18 protein-coding genes are annotated in these 24561 nt (G+C 67.7%); 11 read left to right on the top strand and 7 right to left on the bottom strand.

Translation table 11 applies throughout. The features are described from left to right. The first annotated feature begins 35 nt into the window (after nt 1-35). The 11 genes from ACTTAG_RS10585 (at nt 36) to ACTTAG_RS10535 (ending at nt 12897) form a co-directional block, all read left to right on the top strand. On the top strand, nt 36-1973 hold the full coding sequence (locus ACTTAG_RS10585; RefSeq protein WP_444462295.1) for a methyl-accepting chemotaxis protein: 1938 nt from the start codon (nt 36-38) through the stop codon (nt 1971-1973). A gap of 12 nt (nt 1974-1985) precedes the next feature. Then, complete coding sequence (locus ACTTAG_RS10580; protein WP_444462294.1) at nt 1986-3620, top strand: chemotaxis protein CheW; 1635 nt, start codon at nt 1986-1988, stop codon at nt 3618-3620. A gap of 11 nt (nt 3621-3631) precedes the next feature. Beyond that, nucleotides 3632-4705 (top strand): chemotaxis-specific protein-glutamate methyltransferase CheB, encoded by a 1074-nt coding sequence (gene cheB, locus ACTTAG_RS10575; protein WP_444462293.1) that lies wholly within the window; start codon nt 3632-3634, stop codon nt 4703-4705. A 2-nt stretch (nt 4706-4707) separates the two neighbouring features. Further along, the gene (locus ACTTAG_RS10570; protein ID WP_444462292.1) at nt 4708-5298 is read left to right on the top strand and encodes a HEAT repeat domain-containing protein; all 591 of its coding nucleotides are present in this window, start codon (nt 4708-4710) and stop codon (nt 5296-5298) included. Beyond that, a complete protein-coding gene (locus tag ACTTAG_RS10565) occupies nt 5295-6170 on the top strand; it encodes a CheR family methyltransferase (RefSeq protein ID WP_444462291.1) in 876 nt (291 codons plus the stop codon). The genes ACTTAG_RS10570 and ACTTAG_RS10565 overlap by 4 nt, the downstream gene beginning before the upstream one ends. 12 nt (nt 6171-6182) lie before the next feature. Further along, nucleotides 6183-6638, top strand: a complete 456-nt coding sequence (locus tag ACTTAG_RS10560) for a response regulator (RefSeq protein WP_444462290.1) — start codon at nt 6183-6185, stop codon at nt 6636-6638. Then, the gene (locus ACTTAG_RS10555; protein WP_444462289.1) at nt 6635-8908 is read left to right on the top strand and encodes a chemotaxis protein CheA; all 2274 of its coding nucleotides are present in this window, start codon (nt 6635-6637) and stop codon (nt 8906-8908) included. Before ACTTAG_RS10560 ends, ACTTAG_RS10555 begins: the two co-directional genes overlap by 4 nt. Further along, nucleotides 8908-9165, top strand: a complete 258-nt coding sequence (locus ACTTAG_RS10550) for a hypothetical protein (protein ID WP_444462288.1) — start codon at nt 8908-8910, stop codon at nt 9163-9165. The genes ACTTAG_RS10555 and ACTTAG_RS10550 overlap by 1 nt, the downstream gene beginning before the upstream one ends. A gap of 16 nt (nt 9166-9181) precedes the next feature. Then, nucleotides 9182-9553, top strand: coding sequence for a response regulator (locus ACTTAG_RS10545; RefSeq protein ID WP_444462287.1), 372 nt, complete (start codon nt 9182-9184; stop codon nt 9551-9553). Between the two features lie 102 nt (nt 9554-9655). Continuing rightward, complete coding sequence (locus ACTTAG_RS10540; RefSeq protein WP_444462286.1) at nt 9656-11290, top strand: hypothetical protein; 1635 nt, start codon at nt 9656-9658, stop codon at nt 11288-11290. Between the two features lie 224 nt (nt 11291-11514). After that, entirely contained in the window at nt 11515-12897 is a 1383-nt protein-coding gene (locus tag ACTTAG_RS10535) for a GGDEF domain-containing protein (RefSeq protein ID WP_444462285.1), read from the top strand. Between the two features lie 22 nt (nt 12898-12919). Here the strand turns inward: ACTTAG_RS10535 and ACTTAG_RS10530 are convergent, their stop codons facing one another. The 7 genes from ACTTAG_RS10530 to ACTTAG_RS10500 all read right to left on the bottom strand — a co-directional run bounded on the left by ACTTAG_RS10530 (nt 12920) and on the right by ACTTAG_RS10500 (nt 24493). After that, nucleotides 12920-15115 (bottom strand): Hint domain-containing protein, encoded by a 2196-nt coding sequence (locus ACTTAG_RS10530; protein ID WP_444462284.1) that lies wholly within the window; start codon nt 15113-15115, stop codon nt 12920-12922. A gap of 192 nt (nt 15116-15307) precedes the next feature. Then, on the bottom strand, nt 15308-15670 hold the full coding sequence (locus tag ACTTAG_RS10525) for a DUF5368 domain-containing protein (RefSeq protein WP_444462283.1): 363 nt from the start codon (nt 15668-15670) through the stop codon (nt 15308-15310). A 10-nt stretch (nt 15671-15680) separates the two neighbouring features. Then, on the bottom strand, nt 15681-17045 hold the full coding sequence (locus tag ACTTAG_RS10520) for an NAD(P)/FAD-dependent oxidoreductase (RefSeq protein WP_444462282.1): 1365 nt from the start codon (nt 17043-17045) through the stop codon (nt 15681-15683). 157 nt (nt 17046-17202) lie between these two features. After that, a complete protein-coding gene (locus ACTTAG_RS10515; protein WP_444462281.1) occupies nt 17203-18954 on the bottom strand; it encodes a hypothetical protein in 1752 nt (583 codons plus the stop codon). Between the two features lie 217 nt (nt 18955-19171). After that, nucleotides 19172-22522 carry an error-prone DNA polymerase gene (locus ACTTAG_RS10510; protein WP_444462280.1) on the bottom strand — a complete coding sequence of 1117 codons (3351 nt, stop codon included), beginning with the start codon at nt 22520-22522 and terminating at the stop codon, nt 19172-19174. Further along, nucleotides 22519-23991 carry a Y-family DNA polymerase gene (locus ACTTAG_RS10505; protein WP_444462279.1) on the bottom strand — a complete coding sequence of 491 codons (1473 nt, stop codon included), beginning with the start codon at nt 23989-23991 and terminating at the stop codon, nt 22519-22521. Before ACTTAG_RS10505 ends, ACTTAG_RS10510 begins: the two co-directional genes overlap by 4 nt. After that, entirely contained in the window at nt 23933-24493 is a 561-nt protein-coding gene (locus ACTTAG_RS10500; RefSeq protein WP_444462278.1) for an ImuA family protein, read from the bottom strand. Before ACTTAG_RS10500 ends, ACTTAG_RS10505 begins: the two co-directional genes overlap by 59 nt. Nucleotides 24494-24561 lie beyond the last annotated feature (68 nt).

Here is a 24561-nt window from a genome sequence, read left to right as displayed (position 1 = left end):
ACACCCGGGCATTCCGGCAACCGAAGTCAGGTCTCATGGCACTGGTCAAACGCACCCAGATTTCCGCTCAGGCCGCCGCGAAAGCGGCCCTTGTCACAGATGAACCCCCGGCCAAGGCCCGCGGCGCCGCGCCCGTCGATGCGCAGCGCCGTCAGGCCCGCACCTTCGCGCGTCAGCAGGCCGCGGCCGAGCAGATCGCCTCGGCGACGACCGAACTGGCGACCGGCGTGGCCGAGGCCACCTCGGCCAGCGAAGAACTGAAACGCGCGATGGAGGAAATCGCCGCCGGGGCCGAAGAAGCGTCAAGCGCGGCCAGTGTCTCGCTCAAGGCGGTGCGGGAAATGTCGGCCATTCTGGTCACCTCGCGCGAGGCGGCGGGGATTTCGGTCGAAAAGACCGAGACATTGCAACGGCTTGTCGATACCACGCGCGAACAAATCGTGAATTCGATCGCCGCCATCGCGCGCGCGGCGGCGCGGCAGGAAAATTCGGTCAAGATCGCCCGCGAGCTGGAGCATCAGGCCTCGACCATCGGCGAGATCGTCAAGGCGGTGGCGCGGATCGCCGATCAGACCAACCTTCTGGCGCTGAATGCCGCGATCGAGGCGGCGCGGGCGGGCGAACATGGCAAGGGCTTTGCCGTCGTCGCCGATCAGGTGCGCACGCTGGCCGAGACCTCGGAAAAATCTGCCCGCGAAATCCAGGATCTGATCGGCAAGATCCAGGAAGAGGTGCAGGTGATCGCCGAGGGGATCAAGCAATCGGCCGAGACCGCCCGCGCCGAGGTCGAGCGCGGCGAAAAGGTCAATCACCAGCTGGTGCAGGTGCGTGACGACATGGCGACGATCGTCGAGGGCGGGCGCGACATCGCGCTGCAGGCGCGCGAATCCGAAGCCGCCGCGGGCGAGGCGCAGCGCGGCGCCGAGGATATTTCCAATTCCGCGAACACTCAGGCGGCGGCCTGCGAGGAAATCCTCTCGACGCTGGATCAGCAAAATGTCGCGCTTTCGGAGAGCGAGGCCTCTTCCGCCGTGCTGTCCGAAATCGCCGACGAGCTGCGCAACAGCGCCGATGTGCGCAAAAGCGCCGAGGAAGTGGCGGCGGCGGCCGAGGAACTGTCCTCGGCGATCGAGGAAATCAACCGCGCGGCGGCGCAGATCCTGACCGCGGTCGATCAGATCGCGGCGGGGGCGAACACGCAGGCGGCGGCGACGACGCAGGCGGCGGCAGCGGTGACGCAAATTCAGGCCGGGGCCGAAACTTCCCGCGCCCGCGCCGAACAGGCGCTGGACCGGGGCACGGCGATTTCCGGTCTTCTGGCGGACTCGCGCGCGGCGGTGGATGGCCTTGTGTCCGGCGTGCAGCAATCGGTCGAGGCGAACGGTCTCTTGCGCGAGCAGATCACCGCGCTGGCGCAGGTTTCGGGGCGGATCGACAAGATCGTCGACGCGATTTCGACCGTCGGCATCCAGACCAACATGCTGGCGGTGAACGGCTCGATCGAGGCGGCGCGGGCGGGCGAATTCGGCAAGGGCTTTGCGGTGGTGTCGACCGACATCCGCAACCTGGCCGAAGAAAGCAGCGAAAATGCATCGCGGATCAAGGACATGGTCAAGATGATCCAGGAACAGATCGGCTTCGTGCGGGTCGATCTGGACGAAATCTCGGCCGCGGCGCTGATCGAGGTGGAAAAGAACCGCGCGATGACCGCCGATATTGCCCGGGTCACCGCGGACATGGCGCAGGTGCTGGAAGGCAACCGCATCATCGCCAGCGAATCCGAGGCGATGATCTCGCGCATCACCGATGTGCAGACCGGGATCAACCAGATCGCGGCGGCGGCGGGGCAGGCGAACCAGAACTCGGCCCGCGCGGCCGCGGCGGCCAAGCAGCAGGCGCAGGGGGCCGAGGAACTCGCCATGGCGGTCGAGTCGATCGCCTCGCTCGCCGATGAACTGCAAACCGGGCTCTGAGGCGGACGGGTCATGACCGACAGCATCGACGCAGGCGGCGATCCGGCCGCCCCCCCCGCGGCCACCCCGAAACCGGCGGTGAAAGACGGCCGGTCCGGCAAGCCGAAAAAGCCCGCCGCCCGCCCCGGGGCCGAAGCGGCATCGGCTACCGGCGCTGGGATGACCGGGACGGCGCGGCAATTCGTGATCTTCTCGATCGCGGGCGAAAGTTTCGCCGTTGCGCTGGCTGCGGTGCGCGAAATCATCCGCGTGCCCGCCATCGTCAGGCTGCCGCTGGCGCCCGCCGCGCTGGAGGGGCTGGCCAATCTGCGCGGCTCGGTGCTGCCGGTGGTCAATACCCGCCGTCTGTTCGGCCTGCCCGAAGCCGCCCATGACGATGCCAACCGCGTCGTCATTCTGGACGGGGCGCGGCCGGTGGGGATCGTGGTCGATGATGTCGCCAATGTCGTCACCGTCGAGGCCGACCGGATCGAGCCGGCGGGATCGGTCACCACCACGCTGCGCTCGGATCTGCTGGACGGGGTGATCCGGTCCGAGGATGCGCGCGGCATGATCATGGTGCTGGATGCGCTGGCGCTGATTGCCCGCGAATTCGACAGTTTCGACGCGCGCAGCCCCGAAACGGCGCTGCGGCTGCAGCCGGTGGCGGCGAGTGCGACCGCCACAGGCGGCGCCGATGACCAGATGCAGCTCGTCTCGTTTGATGTGGCGGGGCAGGAATATGGGCTGGAAATCAGCTGCGTGCAGGAAATCGTTCAGGTGCCCGAGCGCATCACCAAGGTGCCGAAAGCCGCGCCCGCAGTGCTGGGCGTGATGAGCCTGCGCGAGCGGCTTTTGCCCGTGCTCTCGATGCGTGCGCTGTTCGGCATGGACCCGGCGCCTCTGGCCGATCACAACCGGGTGGTTGTCGTTTCGCTGGACGGCGGGCAAAGCGCGGTCGGTCTGGTGATGGACCGCGTGCGCGAAGTGCTGCGGGTGGCCCGCGGCCTGATCGACCCGATGCCGCCGCTGCTGGCCGCCGATGCGCAGCTGCGCGACATCAAGGCCGTGTGCCGGCTCGACAACGGCAACCGCATCGTTTCGGTGCTGTCGGCCGACAAGATCTTCGATGACGGCGCGCTGCAGGGCAGCCTTGCCGCCCTGACCGGGGAGGGACAGGACATGGCCGGTTCGCAAACCGCTTCCGCCAGTGCGGAGGAAGAACAATTCGTCGTCTTCCGTCTGATGGACGCAGAATATGGTGTCGCCATCGCCGATGTGCAGGAAATCTTGCGTCTGCCCGAGACCATCACCCGGGTGCCGCGCAGCCCCGATTTCATCGAAGGGGTGATCAACCTGCGCGGCGCGGTCATTCCGCTTGTCGATCAGCGCAGCCGCTTCGGCCTGCCCGCGCAGGCGCGCAACGACCGGCAGCGGGTCATGGTCTTCACCATCCGCGGCGTGCAGACCGGCTTCATCGTCGACAGCGTCTCGGAGGTGATGCGCATCGCCCGCGCCCGGATCGAGGCGGCCCCCGATCTGACCCAGGAACAGGCGCAGATGATCCGCCGCGTCGCCAATCTGGCCGAGCGGCAGCGGATGATCCTGCTGCTGGAAAGCGACCGGCTGCTGGATGGCGCCGAACTGGCTGCCCTGGACGCGGCCTGATCGGACAGATCATGCCCAAGGTTCTGGTGATCGACGATTCCGCGCTGATGCGCAAACGCCTGTCGCAAATGCTGCAGGCGCGGCACTGGCAGGTGGAAACGGCCCGCAACGGGGCTCAGGCGCTCGAAATGGTCGAGGCCTGCGCCCCGGATGTGATCACGCTTGACATCAACATGCCCGAGATGGACGGGCTGACCTTTCTCAGCCATCTGATGCACCGGCGCCCGACACCGGTGGTCATGGTGTCCTCGCTGACCGAGGCGGGGGCGCTGGCCACTTTCGAGGCGCTGCAGCTTGGCGCGGTCGATTTCGTCCACAAGCCCGATGGCACGGTGTCGCTGGATCTGCACCGGGTCGAGGACGAGATCTGCGCCAAGGTGGCGGCGGCGGTGCGGGCGCGGCTGCCACAACCGGGCGCCGCGCGGCGTGCGCCCCCCGTTCCGCGGGTGCGGCGACCTGCGCCCGTGCCGACCTTGGCGCCGCTTGACGGGCCGGAAAGGCTGGTGCTGGTCGGGGCTTCGACGGGCGGGCCGCGCGCGCTTGAAGATTTCGTTTCCGCGCTGCCCGGTGATTTCCCGGCCCCGGTGCTGATCTGTCAGCACATGCCCGCGGCCTTCACCGGCCCCTTTGCCAACCGGCTCGACCAGATTTCGGCGCTTGCCGTGCAGGAGGTCACCGGCCCGACCGCCCTTGCCCCCGGGCATGTCTATATCGGCCGGGGCGATGCCGATTTCGTGCTGCTGCGGCGGGCGGGCAAGCTGATGGCGACCTCGGTTCCTATTGATGCCCGGCCCTGGCATCCCTCGATCGGGCGGCTTGTCGAGAGTGCGCTGGGGCTTTTGTCGGCGGAGCGGCTGATCGGCGTGATGCTGACCGGCATGGGCGATGACGGCACGCCGGAAATGACGAAACTGCTGCGCGCGGGCGGACGCACCGTGGCGCAGGACGAGGCGAGTTCGGTCGTTTTCGGCATGCCGGCGGCGCTGATTGCCGCGGGCGGCGCCGAGGCCGTTTTGCCACCGGGGCGGATCCCGGCCCGGCTTGGCGTCTGGCTGCAACGTCCGCAGCGCAAAAGGGGGGCCTGACCATGGGACTTGTCCGCGCCGACAGCCGGATGCGCGAAACCGGGGCCGAAGATGCGACGCAGGCGCGTCGGCGCGAGGCGCAGGCGCTGGGGCAGACCCCCGGCGCCGCGGCGGAGCTTGGGCGGCGCCTGCAGTCCGAAACCAATCCCGCGATGCGCGAGGTGCTGTTTCGCGCCCTTGTCGCGCAGGGCGATCTTGTCGCCGCCCGGGTTCTGGCCGATCATCTGCGCGCCGCGGATGCGGGGCTGCGCAACAGCGCGCTGGCGGCGCTGACCGCGATGCCGGGCCCCGCCGCCGAGGTGCTGGGAGAGCTGCTGCACGATCCCGACCCCGCGCTGCGCATCTTCGGCGTGCTTCTGGCCGGGGATCTGCCGCTGTCCGGGATCGAGCTGACGCTGTTTGCGCGGCTGCAAGACGAGACCGACGCCAATGTCTGCGCCACGCTGCTCGAGGTGCTGCAGGGGCTCGGTCAGGCGCTGCCGGGGCCGTTGCGGGCCAGCACGGCGCAGCGTTTTCGCACCGATCCTTTCGTGCAGTTCCTGCTGGCGCAGGCGCCGACCCTGGGCGGCGCTTTTGCGGCGGCACAGCCATGAGCGCGCATGGTCCGCTGCCCAATGACCCGATCCCTGTCAGCCCCGAAGAGATGCAGGCCTTTCAGGATTTCTTCTATCGCAAGACCGGCATCCGGCTGGATGCGAAACGGCGCAGCTTCACCGACCGGCGCCTGGCCGAGCGCATGCGCCTGACCGGATCGCGCAGCTTCCGCGATTACTTCATGCGCGTGCGCTTTCAGCCCGGCGAGCAGGAATTGCAGCACCTGATCAACGAGATGACGGTGAACGAGACCTATTTCCTGCGCGAGGATTACCAGTTCGACTGTCTGGTGAACAACATGCTGGACGAGGTGGTGCGGGGCCGCGCGCCGGGGGATCGGCTGCGGATCTGGTCGGTGCCCTGTTCGACCGGCGAGGAACCCTATTCTCTGGCCATTTCGATCCTGGAAAACTGGGGCAGGGCGGATGCCTATGACATCGAGATCCTGGCCTCGGATGTGGACAGCCGGGTGCTGGCCAGGGCGCGCGACGGGCTTTACGAGGAACGCGCCCTGCATCGGGTGCCGCAGGCCTTGCGCAGCCGCTATTTCCACGCCGTCGCGGGCGGCAAATGGCAGGTGATCGACGAATTGCGCCAGTCGATCGACTTTTCGCTGATCAATGTCGTCGATCCGGCGCAGATGGCGCGGGTCCGGCAGATCGACGTGATCTTCTGCCGCAACCTGTTGATCTATTTCGACGAGGCCTCGCGGCGGCAAGTCGCCGAGGCGTTCTTCGACTGTCTGCGCCCGGGCGGGTTCATCTGCCTTGGCCATTCCGAAAGCATGTCGCGGATCTCGCCGCTCTTCACCCCCCGCAAGTTCCCCGATGCGCTCGTGCATCAAAAACCCCTGTCCGTTTCGTCGCTCTGAGGTCGCGCCGCCATGCCCAAACCGCACAGCAAGATCGCCAGCCTGCCGCCGCCGCGTCCGCGGATTCTGCTGATCGACGACGCCTTCACGATGCGCCGCTATTGCGCCAGCCTGCTGGCCGACGAGGGCGTCGATCTGCACGAGGCGATCAACGGCCTTGAAGCGATGGAAATCGCCTTGCAGGCGCGATTCGATCTGTTCTTTGTCGATATCAACATGCGGATGATGGACGGGCTGAGCTTTCTGCGCGCCGCCCGGGCCACGCCGGATCTGGCCGGGGTGCCTGCGGTGATCGTCAGCTCTTCGCACAGCGCCGCCGAACAGGCCCGCGCCTTTGCCGCCGGGGCGAATTTCTATCTGACGAAGCCGGTCGATCCCGATCTTTTCATCGCGGTGGCGCGGGCGCTGTGCGGGCTGGCGCCGCGCGCTGCGACCGGCCGCGACCGCCTTTCGGGGAGGGCCGCATGAGCCTGTCGCCTGATCTTGACCTCTTGCGCGACGGCTTCGTGCCCGAAATGCGCGATCTTGTGGAAACCGCCGCCGATGCGCTGTTGCGGCTTGAGGCCCATCCCGCCGATGCGGTGGCGGTGAACGACCTCTTCCGTGTCGTGCATACGATCAAGGGCACGGCGGGGATGTTCGACCTGCCGATCCTGGTCGAACTCGTCCATGCCGCCGAGGATCTGCTGGGGGCGGTGCGCGAGGGGCGGATCGCCCTCAATTCCGAGATCGTCGATGATCTGCTGGGCTGTTTCGACACGCTCTCCGGCTGGGTCGAGGCGATCGACACCGCGGGCCGACTGCCCGAGGGATCGGCCGATTTCGCCCGCATCCGCGCGCGTCGCTATCGCGGCTGGTTGGGCGCGGGGGGCGCCGCCGATACCTCCGCCACCGAAACGCCCGCCGCGCCAGATCAGCCGCTGGTGTCGGACCTGCCCGACTGGCTGGATCTGCCGCTGCGCGCGACCCTGGCCGAGGTTCTGGCCGATGCCGCGCCCGAAACCCGCTTCGCGCTGATCCGCTACAGCCCGCGCGCCGAATGTTTCTTTTCCGGCGAAGACCCGGCCTATCTGATGGCGCAGGTGCCGGGGCGGCTGTGGTTCCGCGTCGTCCCCTCGGCGCCTTGGGCTGCGCCCGAGGAGTTCGACCCCTATCACTGTCAGTTGCGGTTCGATCTGCTCAGCGCCGCACCGCGCGCCGAAATCGACCATCTGCTGCGCTATGTCGTGGCGGAAACCGAGGTGATCGAGATCGGCCGGGCGCAGATCTTCGATGGCCCCTTCGATCCGGTCACCGCGGAACTGCTGGCCACCCAGTTCCGTCTGGCCTGCGCGCCCGAGGCGGCGGTGGCGGCCATCGGCAGTGCGATCCTGGCGCTGTTTCGCGGCGCGGGCTTTCATGTGGCGCCCGACACCCTGGCCCTTGCGGTGCAAAACGCCTCTCAAAGCGGGTCGGACCTGCCGTTGCGGCGCCTGCGCGCGGTGGTGACGGGCGAGGCCTTTGCCGAGCCGGTCCCCCCGCCTTGCGCGCCGCCCGATCCCCCGACGGTGCCCGCCTCGGAGGGCGGGGCCGCCGCCGACCGGGCGCTGAAGATCGAACCGGCGAAGATCGACGGCCTTGTCGATCTGGTCGGCGAATTGGTCGTGGCCAAGAACGCGCTGCCCTTCTTGGCCAACCGCGCCGAAAACCACTTCGGCAGCCGCGAGATGGCGCGCGAGATCAAGACCCATTTCGCCGTTCTGGACCGGATCGCGCAAGAGTTGCAGGCCGCGGTGATGGGCATCCGGATGCTGCCGGTCGCGGTGGTGTTCCGCCGCTTCCCGCGCCTTGTGCGCGACATCAGCCGCAAGCTTGGCAAAAGCGTCGATCTGCGGATCGAGGGCGAGACCACCGAGGCCGACAAGGGCGTGATCGAGGCGCTGGCCGACCCTTTGCTGCATCTGATGCGCAACAGTCTGGACCACGGCATCGAGACCCCCGAGGAGCGGCGCGCGGCGGGCAAGCCCGAGACCGCGCGGCTGGTGCTGCGCGCCACGCAGGAAGGCGACAAGGTCGTCCTCCAGATCGAGGATGACGGGCGGGGCATCGACCCCGAAAAGATCCGCGCCTCGGCGCTGCGCAAGGGGCTGATTTCGCCGGAAACTGCGGCGGGGCTTTCGGAGACGGAGGCGGTCAACCTGATCTTTCTGCCGGGCTTTTCCACGGCCGAGACGGTCTCGGACCTGTCGGGGCGGGGCGTCGGCATGGATGCGGTGCGCCACACGATCGAGGGTCTGGGCGGCACGGTGCGGCTGTCCTCGGTGGTCGGGCTGGGCACCACGGTCGATCTGCATCTGCCGCTGACGCTGGCAATCTCCAAGGTGATGGCGGTGGAGATCGGCGGCCAGCTTTACGGCATTCCGATGGCGCTGACGGCGGAAACCGTGCGGATGCCCGCGCCGACGATCCGCAAGGTGAAGGGGCGCGAACTGGCGCATCTGCGCGGCGCCCTTGTGCCGATCGTGCGGCTGCGCGAGCGCTTCCTGTTGCCGCCGCGTCCCGCGGAAGAAGAGGCCGTGCTGGTGGTGCGGATCGACGGCGCCCCGGTCGGTCTGGTGGTGGATGAATTCGTGGCGGGCATGGATGTGATCATGAAGCCGATGAGCGGCCTTCTGAACGGTGTGCCCGGCTATGCGGGGACCGCGGTTCTGGGCGACGGGCGGGTGCTTTTGGTGCTCGATGTCAAGGAGTTGCTGTGATGGCGATCGTTTACGAGGGGGCGCTGGCCCGGATCGAGGGCGCCGCCACGGTCGAGGAGGCGCTCGATTTCGCCCAGTGGCTGGGCGCGACCGAGGCGCCGCAGGTGGATCTTGCCACGGCGGGCCCGATCCACAGCGCGGTTCTGCAATGCCTTCTGGCGATGCGCCCCGCGCTTGTCCATCCGCCCCCGGACGCTTTCGTCGCGGCCTGTCTGGCGTCGCTTCCGCGGACCGGTGAAAACAAGGCAATGTATTGAAGTCAAAGAGGAAGACATGAAAACCATCTTGCTTGTCGATGACAGCCCCACCATGCTGATGAGCATGGAAGCCACCCTGACCCGCGCGGGCTATGGCGTGATCAAGGCCGCCAGCGGAGAGGCCGCCCTGCAGGGCATGGCGGGCGGAAACCGCCCCAATCTGATGATCACCGACCTGCACATGGGCGGCATGAGCGGCCTCGATCTGATCCGCGAGGTGCGCAAGTCCCCGGCGGGCCGGTTCATGCCGATCCTGATGCTGACCACCGAATCCGCGCAATCGCGCAAGGAGGAGGCGAAGGCCGCCGGGGCCACCGGCTGGATCGTCAAGCCGGTCGAGCCCGATGCGCTGGTGGGGGTGGTCCGGCAGATCCTGCCGAGCGCCTGAGGGGGCCTTTGCGGCGCAATCCTTGAACAGGGGAAGACCATGACAGCGGTGTTTCATCCGTGCGTCCCTCAGGCACAGGCCTGCGCGGATCTTCTGCGGGGCGTGAGCGTCGAGACCGAGAAGAAATTCCTGCGCGCGGGCACGGCCCTGACCTCGGTCTGCGCGCGGTTCGACGCGCTCGACCAGCCGATCCAGCAGATTGCGGCTTTCGCCTCCTCGGACGGGGCGCGCGATCTGACGGAAACGATCCGGCGCAACGAGGCGGCCTTGCGCGATCTGCTGACCGATCTTGCCCGCTGCCGTCAGCCGCTTGACCAGATCTGCGGCGAGGTGCGGGCCATGCAGGGAGAGGCCGGGCGTCTTTCGGGGGTGATCCGGACCATGACCATCGTGGCGCTGAATGCCCGCGTTGCCGTGGCGCAGATCGCCGACACGACGGGCTCGATGTCGGTGTTTTCGCGCGATGCGCCCGAACTGGTGCGCATGGCCGCGCAGCGGGTCGCGGAAATCCACGCCGCGCTGGAGGCGCTGACCGCCAAGGTGGGAACGGCGCAAAGCCGCTCCGCGGGGCTGGGGGGGCTCTTTGCGGACCATGCGACCGCGGCGCTGGAGGATATCCTGTCCGGGATCACCCGGCTTGACACGCATATGTCCATGTTGACGACGCGCGGCGGCAAGCTGGCGCAAGGCGCGGCGGCGATCCGCGCGGCGGTCTCGAAGGCGCTTTTGGCGCTGCAGGCGGGGGATGCGATGCGTCAGGGGCTTGAACATGCCGATCTGGTCTTTCGGGCCACCTGCGATCCCCGGATCGGCGCGGCGCTGCGCGCGGCGGTTCTGGATCTGGGCGGGCAGCAAGCCGCCGCCGCGATCGAGCGGCATCGGCCGCATCTGCACCAGCTGGAACGCGAGCTTGCCGAGGCCACGGCAAGGACCGAGGATTTCCTGCACGAGGTGGAAGATCTGTTCCGGCCCGGGCGCACCGGGATCAAGGATCTTCTGGATGCCTATGCCCGGATCGACGGCATTCTGGACGAAGGCGCCGGGCTGCAAAGCGCCCTGGGCGAGGAGGCCCGCGCGCTGTCGATCTCGGTCGACACGGTGCAGGACATCGTCCACGATATCGGCGCGATCGAGATGCGCGTCAATCTGATCGGCATCAATGCGGTCATCGCCTGTGCGGGGCTTGGCCCGGATGGATTGCCGCTGAAGGTGATCGCGCATCAGCTGCGCGAACTGGTCGAGGAAAGCGGCGGGCGCGTGGCCGATCTGACCAGCCATCTTGATGCGATCCGGAATTCGTCCCGCGCCGTGGCGGAGCTGTTCGACCGGCAATCGACGGAAATGCAGGTCATTCGCGACGAGCTGGAAACCAAGGTCGCCTCGGGTCTTGCGGCGCTGCGCGGGTCTTTGGCCGCGACGCGCGCCGCGATTTCCGACAACCAGCGGCTGCTGGCCGAGACCTTGTCCGAAGGTCTGCGCGCCATGACCGAGCATCGCGACGAGATTGGCCGGATGGCCGAAGCGCTGAAAGCCGCAGTGCCCGAAACCGCGGCCCCGACCGCGCTGCACGTCAGCCCCGGGGAAAGCGACATTCTGGCCGAGCTGCGGTCGCTTCTGTCGATCGAGGCGGAGCGGGTCGTTCACGACGCCTGGCTTGCCCGGATCGGTCAGGAGGTGCGCCAGGACGACATCGCCCCGGCAACGGGCACGACGGGGCTTGATATCGTGCTGTTCTGAACGGGGCGGGTTGTCAAACTGCCCTTCCCGCGCTCCCGTGGTCCGATGCCGCGTTGGATCGCGGCGCGCATCCATCCGCGCGGGGCGTCGGGGCGCCTGTCGCTGCCGACAAGGGCGGTCGCAAAAGCCCTTGTTTCGCTGCGTAAACTTGCGGCAAATCAAGGATAACTGACCAAAATTCGTGCTAACATGGACGCCACACAGGTTTCACCGGGCTTTGTCAGATGACGCTGTTCTACTGGAATCCGCAACTTGAAACCGGGAATGCGCTGGTTGACGCGCAGCACAAGCATCTGTTTGAACTGACCAATCGGCTTGCCGATATCGTCGGCGGCAACGGCAGGCTTCCCGAAGTTGCGCCTTTGGTGGACGAACTCATGACCTATGCCGCCGAGCATTTCTGCGCGGAAGAAAGATTGTTCTGCAAGGCGCGGCTGAGCACGGAGGCGACGGATCGCCATATCTGCGCGCATCGCAGGTTTGTCACGCGTGTCTCGGAAATTGCCGCAAGGGACGATCTGGGGCAGGCCGAGGTCGTCTCCGAATTTCTCGAATTTCTGGTCAACTGGCTGGTGAGCCATATCATGCAGATGGACCGGCGCCTTGTTCGGGCGCTGCCGCTCCAACGCCCCTCTGATCTGGCCGAAAGTTTCCCCTCGGTGGAGCGGGTGCTGGTCTCGGCCTTGATCGAGACCGATCGGCGGTTCCGGCTGATCGCAGAGCAGGCGCCGGTCCTGATCTGGTTCAGCGGCCCTTCGGGCGTGCGCGATTTCGTCAACAAGGGCTGGAGCACCCTCTTGGGGGTGCCCGAGGGCTGGGCCGACGCGCTTGCATGGGCGGAGTTCATCCACCCCGAGGATCAGGCGCGTTACAGCGCCTGTCTGGCCCATCTGTCGGCAAGCCGAGAGCCGGGGGAAATCGAATATCGCGTACGCGACAGTGGCGGCGCCTGGTGCTGGCTGCTTGAGCGGATCATTCCCCGGCTGGACGGGGACCGCTTCATCGGTCTGATCGCCGCGGCCACCGACATCACGGTGATGAAACGGCTGACCGAAAATCTGGAACGCGAGGTGGCCGACCGGACGGAGCAGCTTGAAATCCTGGCCCGGACCGATCCGCTGACGGGGCTTTTGAACCGTCGCGCCTTCGAGGAAAGGCTGCAGTCCGAAATCGCTCTGGCCCGGTCGGGCGGGCGGCCGCTGGCGATGCTCTATGTCGATGCCGATCGTTTCAAGCGGATCAACGACGATTATGGCCATGGCGCGGGCGATGCGGTGCTGGCGGGCATTGCCGCCACCCTGCGCACGGCGGCGCGGCCGGTCGACCATCTGGCGCGGATCGGCGGCGAGGAATTCGTTTTGCTGATGCCGGGCGCCGACGAGACGACGGCCCGGAAATCGGCGCTGGAGATCCTGACGGCCATGCCGCGCGTGCGGTTTCGCACCTGCCCCGAGTCGATCACGCTCAGCATCGGGCTGACCTGCCTTGCCCCGGGCGACACCGGCGACCGCTTCATGCAGCGCGCCGATCAGGCGCTCTTGCGGGCCAAGCGCGGCGGCCGGAACCGTATTGCGGTGCTGCCGCGCGCGAAAGCGCACAAAACCTGAACCGCCTTCGCCACCGCCCCGGTCAGCTGCGCAGGCGGGCCGTGACGGGGCGCGGGCAAAGCAGGGGTTTGCCGTTTTTCGCATGGCGCGCGGCAAGCTGTCGGCCCAGCCTGCCGGGCAGGAAGGGGCGTGCCGGGGCGGGCAGGGCGGGAAGCAGGCGCAGGATTTCGGCGCGAGTCTCTGCGTTGAAGGTCTTGTCCGCCTCCGCTCCGAGATGAAGCGATTCCGAGGGCGCCCCTTCGGCAAAGATCACCTCGTGGCGGTCAAGGAGCAGATGCCAGTATTCCACGCTCTGCCCCCGGGTGTCGAGGCCGATGCCCGGCAGGCCCGCCAGCAGATGCGCCGCCACCAGCACCTCCTCTGTGCCGGCCAGCCGCCGCGCGATTGGCGATTGCACCAGAATCCGGTGCTGCGGCGACACGACCAGATCGCGCAACGGCAGCCCCCGGCCCAGCATCCCGGCCGCAATCCGCACCGGGCGCAGCTGCGGGGCCGCCGCCAGCTGCGCGGGGTCAAGACGGAAACAGCCGATCCAGCGCACCGGTTGCACCCCGCGATCGGCCGTCACCACCAGATCCCCCGCGCGCAGCGCTTCGATCGGCCGCGCGCCGCTGCGGGTCAGGATGCGGGTGCCCCGGGCGAAACAGAGCACCCGGGTATTTTCGCCGCTCAGATCGGCCGGGGTGACCGGAGTGCCGTCGGGGCTGTAAAGTTCAAGCCCGCCTGCCTGATCCAGCACCCCGTCGGCCTGATCGGCCTTCAGCCAGGCCAGCGGGTTCGGATAGGTCTGCCCCGGATTGGCGGCATTCCAGGCATCAAGGCTGGCCTGGTTGTAAAAGCCAGACAGATCAACCACATCGTTGTCCGCCTCGTCGCCATTGGCGCTGTTCGTGAGGGCGTCGAAATCGGTGATCCGGTCGGCGCCCTCTACCAGGAACAGATCGGCGCCGGTGCCGCCGGTCAGCGTGTCGGCGCCTTCGCCGCCGATCAAGGTGTCATTGCCCTCGCGGCCATGCAGAAAATCGGCGTCGTCGCCGCCATCGACCAGATCGTCGCCCAGACCGGATTCGATGATGTCCCGCCCCGCGCCGCCCTGCAACGTGTCGTTGCCGTCGTTGCCATCGAGCGAGTCATTCCCGTCACCGCCCTGAACCAGGTCGTTGCCGTCCCCGCCTTCCAGCGTGTCGTCGCCGATGCCGCCCTGCAGCAGATCGTCGTCGCCATCGCCAAAGAGCCGGTCATTGCCCGCCTCGCCCAAGAGCGTGTCGTTGCCCTCGTTGCCGCTCAGCCAGTCGTTGTCGTCGCCGCCAAGAACGCTGTCGTTGCCGATCCCGGCATGAACGCTATCGTCCCCGGTGCCGCCGTCGATCAGATCGTCGCCCGCCTGCCCGGCCAGATAATCAGTGCCGCTGCCGCCGATCAGCGTGTCATTGCCCGCGCCCCCATCAAGGGTATCGTGCCCGTCCTCGCCCAAAAGGCTGTCGGCCCCGCCGTTGCCCAGCACGATATCGTCGCCAAGCCCCGCCCGCACCGTATCGTCGCCGCTGCCGGTCTCGGCGCAGGTGATGACCTGAACATTGTCGAGACTGAAATCGTCCATCCCGGTCGCGGCATTGACGACAAAGCGCAGCGTGCCGCTGTCGGGAACGCCGTTGGGCAGGTTGACGGTCAGGGTCTGATAGCCCGTGGCGCCAAGGGCGCTGCCCTCGGCGATGGTCGCGACGGTGCCGGTGGCCCCGTTCAGATAGGTGACGGTGGCTTGCGAGCCGTCGCCGTCGGGCGTCGTGACCCGCGCATAGACGACCCCGTTGATCTGCATCTCGAAGGTGGCGTAACCGCTGGAGGGGGCCGGGTTGCCGTCGTTCCAGGCCAGATCGAAAACCACCTGCCCGGCGCCGTGGCTGCCCGGGCCAAGCGACAGCCCGCTGAGCGTCGTTGCATAAGTCAGCGTGCTGGAAGAATAATCCACATCGGCGATGTAGCGCCCGCCGCTGGTATAGCCGGTTCCGGAGGTGCTCCACCCCTGGCTGGTGTCGAAACGGCCGGTGGTGATCTGATTGACGGGGCCGTAATCGGCGCGGATCGTGTCATTGCCGCTGCCGCCAAGGATCGAGTCGTTGCCCGCGCCGGCGAAAACAAGGTCGTCCCCGGCCAGCGCATCAAGGCTGTCGGCACCGCTGCCCCCGGTCAACGTGTCGTTTCCGGCCGTTCCCGCCACGCCCCTGCGCTCCTCTCATCCCGTCGATGTCAAACGATGTGACCGTGCAATGCGGGGTCGATGATCGCAGCGATTGGCGAATAAACCGTGAACATATGGGGGCCTTGTGGCCTTGCATTGCAGGTGGTGCCACGGAAAAAGGCGGCCAAAAGGCCGCCTTCCGGGTCGTGTGTCGGGCCGGGGCCGCGGGGCTCAGCCGGTGTGTTTCGTGCTTTTGCCCGTGATCAGCGCCTCGACCGTGTAAACGAGGATCGCCGCGCCGCCCGCGCCGAGGGTCGCGACCCACAAAAGCACGATCCAGTCGATCGGCCCGCCGATGTCGCCAAAGCCCGAATGGGTCACCCATTGCACGAACACCACCGCCGCGAGCGCCCCCACCGGCATGAAAAGCTGCGCGGTGAGGAATTTGCGCGCCGACAGGTGGCGGTCGCGCAGCAGCACGTAAAGATAGGCCAGCGTGATCACCGCCGCGACCGCGACCATCGTCCAGAACAGGCCCCGGCCGAAGATCTCCTCGAAAACCGCGATCAGGGTTTGCAGCGTCAGTTCCTTCATGATCCTCTCCTCAGGCCTTGCCGCGCAGCATCGCGTTATAGGTGGGTTTGAGCGCGATTTCCTTCATCAGCCAGGAAATCCACAGTTCTTCCAGCGGCGCGATCACCCCGGGGAAAGAGGGGGTGAGGTTGTTCTTGTAATCGAATTCGACCAGCATCGCCCGGCCGATCTTCGTGATCATCGGGCAGGAGGTGTAGCCGTTGTAGATCTCGGTGCCCTGACGCCCGGCGATCTCGGAAACCAGATGATCCTCGACCACGGTGATCTGCCATTTCACGCTGGCGGCGGTCTTGCCCTTGGGCACGCCGTTGATGTCGCCCACGCCAAAGACATTGGGGTAGCGCAGGTGGCGCAAGGTGCCCTGATCGACCTCGATCCAGCCCTGATCCACCCATTTGTCGGCCCAGCTCAGCCCCGACTCGCGCACCACTTTCGGCGCGCGTTGCGGCGGGATCACATTGGTGAAATCGAAGGCGATCGCCTCGGTCTTCGCGGGCGTCACCTCCACCGTGCCATCGGCGGCAAGGCTGCGCTTTTCGGGCACCTTGAAATAGGCGGTCTTCGCGCCCGCGTCGATGCCGGTCAGGATGTGGTTCCAGCGGGTGTCGACGCCGCGATCAGTGAACAGCAGCTTCACCTTCTCGTTCACCACCGGCACCGAAAAGAGCGCCTCGTTATTCGCCGCATAGATGATCTGCGAGGCGTCGCGCGTGCCCTTGCGGCGCAGGTAGTCATCGGTGATGAACGTGTATTTCAGCGGCGCACCGGCGCATTTCATCTCGGTCGCGGGGCGCCCGAAGAGCCCGACGCCCCCCTTGGCGGTAAAGGCATCCATGGCGCGCCAGGTCGCCTCGGCGTAATCGGGGCCGGCATAGACCGCGCCGATGCCGTTCTGGCCGATCTGATCAAGCGAGAACCCCTCGATCGCCTCCCAGTCAAGCGTCAGCCCGGTGGCGACGATCAGATAATCATAGGGCAGTTTCGTGCCGCTTGCGGTGGTGACGACCTGCGCTTCGGGGTCGATCCCGGCCGCGGCCTCGGCGATCCAGGTCACGCCCTTGGGCAGCCAGTCGCCGGTGCCCGAGACCGCGTAACCGGCGGGTTTGAGCCCCGCGGCGATCAGCGTGAAGCCCGGCTGATACCAGTGCTGCTTGCGCGCATCGAGAATGGTGATCTCGGCGCCTTCGAGCCGCTCGACCAGGCGATTGGCAATGCCGGTGCCGCCGGCCCCCGGCCCCAGAATGACGATTTTCGCTTTGGTGGCAACGCTTTGCGCCTTGGCTGGTGCGGGCGCCGCAAGCCCGAGCATGGCCGCTCCTCCGGCAAGGCCCAGAAAACCCCGGCGCGACGGGCGGAAGTCCTGACGGTCGGACATGAATGTGATCCCCCTCTTTTATTCAAAAATTTGAATATCACAGAGGGCCAAGGTTTGCGACCCGAAAAGAAAGAGGATGCGATGTGTTGAGTGTGGCAAATCGCCGCAGAACTGCGGCATGATCGCACGGGCGCTGCGGCGGGGCTTGCCGGGCGCACTATCTGCCCCGGACGATCCGCAGCGCCGCAAAGGGCACGCCGATGACCGCGCCGGACCTGCCCGCGATCAGCCCTTCCACCGGCAGTTCCTCCAGCCAGTTGAACATCGAGGATCCGCCATAGGGGGCCGCATCGCCGAAGCCGATGCGGCCGCGCTGGCCTTGCAGCAGGATCGTGCCACAGGCCTCGATGTCCGACGCCACTTCGACCGAGGCCCGCCAGAGCCCGCACAGATCGGCGTCCTTGCGGCCTTCGGTCAGACGCCCGGCATAGGCGGCCAGCGTCGGCGCCAGGGGATCGAGATCGCCGAACCGTCTGAGCCGACGCGCGCTGCGCACCATTTCCCCCAGGTCGTGACGGATATAGAGCAGGCGCTTTTCGTCATCGCTCTTGCCCTCGGGCCCGAAGGGGCGGCGCCATGACGGCCAAAGCGTCTTGTCAATTTCGAAGAGCCCAAGCGGCCCGACAAGCCGCGCGCCGTATTCGTCATAGGCGCTGAAACGCCCGTCAGCATCAACGAAAACAACGGCATGTTCGGGCGAGAACATCAGTTCGTGCCATTCGGGATGGACGAAGGGGATCACCTCTGCGCCGGTGTGAATGTCGAGCGCGCCGAACATGCCCGCCCCGGAGCCGATCAGGAGTTCCGAGAGCGGCCCGATCTTTGGCATTCCGTCCAGTGGCCGGGGCGCAAACCGGCCGGTGCCGCGCGGCAAGATCCACCAGCGGCCGGGGCTGTCGCGGTCCTGCAGGCCAAAGCCCCACCAGTGAGCCTTGACCTCATCCACCTCGGGGCCGAAACGGTCAACCCCATCCCGCGCCGCGCGCCAGGGGCCGGTGAAGGCCGCCTCCTCCTGCGCCAGCAGCGAAATCACCTGCGCCGCCCCCGGATCGCACATGGCGTTGTTGGGCAAGAGCGACAGGCCCGCGGGCGTCAGGCGGGCAAGGGTGCCCGGCTGCGACCCCCTGCCATAGATATGGCTGCGCGTGATCAAGGGCCATCTGTGCCCCGGCAGATCGACAAAGGCCGCTTCGGGGCCAAGGTCGTTTTCCCGAACCCCTTCAAACGCCGCTGCGGCATCGGCGGCGGTGCGCAGCGCGCGCAGCCAGACGAAATCCGCGGGGCCGAGAAACCCGTCTTGAACGTCGAAAGCCTGCATGCAGCCGGTGGGATGGGTCAGCGCTAGACGGTCGGGCGGCGTGAAGGCAAAGCCGCTGTGATAGGCACCGTGTTTGGCGGCGCCGCGCAGCGGCAGATCCACCCAAAGGTCGCCATCGCGGATCAGATATTCGCTTTCGCGCACGAAATAGCGCAGACCGCCGGTGAAAAGCGGATAGGGCCGCGTGCCCTGCCAGACCCAGCCGGTCACGCCCTCCAGATCGGCGGATTTCAGATGCTCGAGCCGGTCGAGCAGCTTGCGCCAGATGTCCTTTTCGCTGCCCCATGTCGCCCGTTCGCCGGGTGTCTTGCGCGCCTCCGTCAGGTCTTCAGCGCCGAGGGTCGACAGCCGGACAGGCCAATCACGGGGACAGGCTGGCGCCAGCCAACCCTGGCCCGGCTCAAGCAGCGCGGTGATGAGGGCGGGCACCTCCTCGGCATGCAGGGCGACAAGCGCCTTGGCCACCGTTCCATCCGCCCGGCATGTCTCGATCAGCGGCAAGGGATCGGGGAAGGCGGCGCAAAAGGCGTCGTTCCGTTCCCGCCATGGCGCAAGGAGCACCGATTGCAGCCGCTGAAAACTGGCGGTCAAGTCGGACCCGGCCCCTGCCACGGGCTTACCCATTTGCTGCCAGCCTCGGGGTCCTCCCCGACCGCCCGCGTGACACCCGGTGACCCGGGTCCGATATCCTCAATGTCAAATCCATGGCCGCGCCCGAAGACTGCAATATGCGAAGAGCCTAGACCAAGGGCGGCATGGCCGCAATGCAATGCGCCCGGCGCGTCGTGACACCCTTGGCCCGCGGGGTTCAATGGAAATCCCGGCTGGGAAAAAGCCGCTTGGCCTGTTCGCGCGGATGCTGCGCGCGGGGCGGCTGGCGGGCGGGACGCGCGGGCGTGCGGGGGGCATCGTCGGCCTCGGGGCGGGTCTGGCCGATGGCGCCATCGAGCGGGTGGCCAAGGTCCGAAAGCCGGGACGACAGATCCTCGATCCGCTCGGCGATCAGATGCACCACGATCCCCTCGCGTTCGAGCCGCCCGGTGACGCGCAAGAGCCGCCCGCCCATCACGGCGCGGCGGAAACGCTCGTAAACCTTGGGCCAGACAACGATATTCGCGACGCCGGTTTCGTCTTCCAGGGTCAGGAAGATGACGCCAGAGGCGGTGCCGGGGCGCTGTCGGGTGATCACCAGGCCGCAAACGGAGGTGCGCCCGAGCGGCGCCGTCACCAGCCGGTCGTGGCAGGTCAAGCCGGGCAGGCCGGGGCGCAACAGCTCCATCGGATGGGCGCGCAGGGTCAGGCGCAGGGCGATGTAATCCTCGACCACCTCCTCGCCCAGATGCATCGGCGGCAGGGTCACGGCGGGCTCGATCCCGCCCTCGCCATCCAGCGGATTGGCGAAGAGGGGCAGGGGCTTCGGCGCCCGGATCGCGCGCACCGCCCAAAGCGCATCGCGCCGCGTCAGGCCAAGACCGGCGAAGGCATCCGCCTCGGCCAGACGTTCCAGAACGGCGGGCAAGAGCCCCGCGCGCAGCCACAGGCTTTCGACATCCGGGTAGCCATTGCCGCGGGCGGCGACGATCCAGCCTGCATCCTCGGCGCGAAAGCCCTTGATCTGCCGAAAGCCCAGCCGCAGCGCCAGCCGCCCATCGGCCCGCCGTTCCAGCCGGTTATCCCAGTCCGAGCGGTTCACGCAAATCGGCCGCACCTCCACCCCATGCTCGCGCACGTCCCGCACGATCTGCGCCGGGGCGTAAAACCCCATCGGCTGGGAATTGAGCAAAGCGCAGGCGAAGATCTCGGGGTGGTGGCATTTCAGCCAGGACGAGACATAGGTCAGCATCGCGAAGGCCGCGGCATGGCTTTCGGGGAAACCGTAATCGGCAAAGCCCTCGATCTGGGCGAAACAGGCCTCGGCCACGGCCAGCGGATAGCCGCGGTCCGTCATCCCCTGCACGAAACGGTCGCGATGCGCGCCGATCGTGCCCATGCGCCGGAACGAGGCGAGCGAGCGGCGCAGCTGATCGGCCTCTTCCGCGGAATAGCCCGCGCCGACGACGGCAATCTGCATCGCCTGTTCCTGAAACAGCGGCACACCCAGCGTTTTCGCGGTGACGGCGGCCAAGGCGGGGCCAAAGGGCTCGGGCGCCTCCAGCCCCTGACGGCGGCGGATGTAGGGCTTGACCATGCCGCCCTGAATCGGGCCGGGGCGGACGATCGCCACCTCGATCACCAGATCGTAGAAAGTGGCCGGTTTCATCCGCGGCAGGAAATTCATCTGCGCCCGGCTTTCGACCTGAAACACCCCCACCGCATCGGCGCGTGTCAGCATCGCATAGGTGGCCGGGTCTTCCTGCGGCACCTTGGCCAGATCCAGCCGCAGCCCCTTGTGCGCGGCCAGCAGATCGAAGCTTTTGCGCAGGCAGGTCAGCATGCCCAGGCTGAGCACATCGACCTTGAGGATGCCCAAGGCGTCAATGTCATCCTTGTCCCATTCGATGCAAGTGCGCCCTTCCATCGCGGCGTTTTCGATCGGGCAGAGCGCATCGAGCCGCCCGCGGGTAATGACGAAACCGCCGACATGCTGGCTCAGATGGCGGGGAAAACCGATGATTTCCGAAATCAGCCGGATCGTCAGCGAAAGCCGCCGGTCCTCGGGGTTCAGGCCGATCTCGCGCAGCCGCGCCGGATCGGCGCCCCGGTTCGACAGGCCCCAGATCTGCCCCGAAAGCGCCGCCGTCACATCGGCCGACAGCCCCATCACCTTGCCCACCTCGCGGATCGCGGCGCGGGTGCGGAAATGGATCACCGTGGCGCAGAGCCCGGCGCGGTCGCGGCCGTATTTCTCGTAGATCCACTGGATCACCTCTTCGCGCCGTTCATGTTCGAAATCGACGTCGATATCGGGCGGCTCGCCGCGATGGCGCGAGATGAAGCGTTCAAACACCATGCCGATCATGTCGGGGGAAACATCCGTGATCCCAAGCAGATAGCACAGGATCGAATTCGCCGCCGAGCCGCGACCCTGACACAGGATGCCGCGCGAGCGGGCGAATTGCACGATGTCCTGCACGGTCAGGAAATAGGGCGCATAGCCGAGGTCCGCGACCAGCGCGAGTTCCTTGGCCATCAGCTGATGCACCCGCTCGGACGCGCCTTGCGGATAGCGCCGCGCCAGCCCGTCGCGGGCCAGCCGTTCCAGCCGGGCCTGCGGCGGTTCCGTGTCGTCTTCGCCGGGGTAATCGTAGCTGAGTTCCGCAAGGTCAAAGGCACAACGCGCGGCAATCTCCAGCGTGCGGCGGATCGCGGCGGGGTGGTGGCGGAACAGTCGCGCCATCTCGGCCGCGCCTTTCAGGCGGCGCTCGGCATTGGGCAGGGCGCGGGTGCCGATGGCGTCGATGGTCACCCCCTCGCGCAGGCAGGTCAGCACATCGGCCAAGGGGCGGCGGGCGGCGCGGTGCATCAGCACATCGCCCACCGCCACCATCGGCGTCGAGGCCCGCAAGGCCAGATCGGCACAGCCGCGAAACCAGGCCTGATCGGTGCCGTCATAGCGTGGCGCGGCTCCCAGAAAGACATGGCCGGGGAATTGCCGGTGCAGCTTTTGCAGGGGGGGCAGTGCGCTGGCCAGATCGGGCGGCGGCAGCGCGATCAGGATCAGCCCGGCCCCGCCCGCGGCCAGATCGTCGAGGCTCAGGGCGCAGTCGCCCTTGCCCGCCCGCCGCTTGCCAAGGGTCAGCAGTTGCGAGAGCCGCTCGTAGGCCGGGCGGTCGGTGGGCAGGGCCAGAAATTCCGTCGCGCAATCGCGCAAGGCAAGCCGCGTGCCGATGATCAGCCGCGGCAGATCCGGCGCCGCGGGCCGGGGCAGCGGCTGGGCCGGGTCGAGGCTCTGGCGCGAGGAGGGATCGGTTCGGGTGGCCGAGCGGATGCGCAGCGCCTCGGTTTCCTGACGCAGGGTCTTCAGCGCCGAGAAGGCCCGCACCACCCCGGCCAGCGAATTGCGATCGGTGATCGCGATGGCCGCCAGCCCGAGTTCCGCCGCGCGGGCCACCAGTTCCTCGGGATGCGAGGCGCCAGTGAGGAAGGTGAAATTCGAGGTCACGCAAAGCTCTGCATAAGCGGCGGGATTTTGCGTATTTGGACCAGGAAAAACGCTCATGCGAATTCCCCCTGCACGAACCAGCCGGGGTTTTGCGGCGTGAAGAACAGCCAGAGCCGGCGGCCCTCGGCGGTCTCCACTCGCCAATAGTCGCGCAACCCGTGCCGCCAGTTCTCATCCTCCAGCCACCATTCGGGGGTGATCCGTTCCGGTCCGGTGGCCCGCGCGGTGGTGAGGGGCATGGCCCGCCAGCAGAACCTTGCGGGCGGGGTGGCGCCGGTTGCCATGATCGGCTCGGGTGGAAAGAGGCGCAGGGGGCGCGGGCGGGGGGCGTGAAACCCGCCTTGCGCGGCACTGAAGGCGGCGGGGGCGATCAGGAAGCCGCGTTCGGGGATGTGGCTTTCGGCGGGCAGGAAGCGGTGGATGTTCTCAAGCCCGATCCGCGTGCCGAGCCGGGTGATGAGATCGGCCAGCCGGTCGGGGCTGGCGGCATGGGCCGTGCCCAGCTGCGCGGGGGCGAGCGGCTCGACCCGGGTGGCTTCCAGCCGCAACTGGTCGATGCCGAACCCCGCATCCACCTGTGCCAGACCGCGGGCAAAAAGCGGCAGGATCCGGGCCGGGTCGCGCATCGGCGCGGCCAGACGCAATTCGACCTGTTGGCTCGCCTGATCGACGCGGCGCAGGGTTAACAACAAGTGCCTAGCCCCGGCCTGATGCGCGGAAAGCTTGGCGCAAAGCGGCGTCAGAAGCCGGGTCAGCCCCGCCATCACGTCGCTTTCCAGCCCGATCGGCTCGGGCAGGGTCATCCGGGTGGCGAAGCGCGGCGGCTCGGTCGCGGGGGTGACAGGTTCGGGGCTGTGGCCCAGCGCCTGATCGAGCCGGGTCAGCAGATCGGGGCCGAAGCGGCGGGAGAGCGGCGCGCGCGGGCTGGCGGCCAGATCGCCGATGCGGCGCAGCCCCAGCCGTTGCAGCCCGGTGACCGTGTCGGGGTCGAGCCGCAGCGCCGCAACGGGCAAGGCGAGCAGATCGGGTTCGGGCGCCTCGGGCGTCGGGTCGCCGAAATGCGCCCGCGCCCAGGCGGCGCCGCGGCTTTCCCCGCGGCCCAGCTGCGCCGTGATCCCCGCCCGGGCGAGCCGCGCGCGGATGTCGGCGCACATCGGCCCCTCGCCCCCCCACAGATGCGCTGCGCCGGTGACATCGAGCACCAGACCGTCGGCCCCCTCAAGCCCGACCCAAGGGCAATAGCGCTCCGCCCACCGCCGCAGCCCGGCCAGAAACCGGGCGTCCAGATCGGGGCGGGCGGGGCGGCTGATCAGCCCGGGGCAGAAGCTGCGGGCATCGGCCATCCGCATGCCGCGCGAGAGACCGGCGGCCTCGGCTTCGGCGTTCAGGCAAAAAATCGTCTCGGCGCTGCCAAGTCGTTGCGCCAGCGCGAAGGGGCCCTCGACCGGGCAGGCGCGCAGGGCCCGGTCAGTCGCCAGCCGGGGAAACCAGATCGAGACGATGCGCCTGTGCGTCCCAGCAAACATTCCACGCGCCCAATGTTCCCATTTTGTTCTTTATAATTTCCCACCGCATCGGAGTCGAGTCCGCCCCCGCCGCATCAAAGATCGGCGTCGCCCGCCAGCGGGTTTCGGCGGCATTCGAGCCCATGCCTTCGGGGATCAGGCACAGCCCCGTCGTGTCCCCCGCACCGGCCGCCAGCTGCAGCCGCCGCCCCTCGCGCAGATCGAGCGGGCGGGTGATTTCCAGCACGACAAGGGCAAGGCTGCCGTCCTTCAGCGCCTCCTCGGCGAGCGCCAGACTGTCGATCTGGTTTGGCGGACGGCCAAGCAGCAGCCGGGCGGGATCGAGAAAGGGCAAAAGCCCCAGGGGGTTGAGGGTCTCGGCCAGCCAGGCCTCGCGCAGCCACAGAACCGGGCCTTGCAGGCTGGCGGCGGCGCAGGCGGCAAAGACGGCGGCGGAAGGGCCGCAGACCTCGTGGACGCGGCCCGGGCGCAGCGGGAAGAAGGGAAGATCAGCGCGGGACATGCGCAGAGGGTAACGCGAAAGCCCGGGCTTTCCAACGGCGGGCAGGCGCTGGCCCCGCAAAAGCCGTG

The sequence above is a fragment of the Rhodobacter capsulatus genome (assembly GCF_052363185.1).
Lineage (GTDB): Bacteria > Pseudomonadota > Alphaproteobacteria > Rhodobacterales > Rhodobacteraceae > Rhodobacter > Rhodobacter capsulatus_E.
This window is presented reverse-complemented; position numbering and strand designations above follow the sequence as displayed.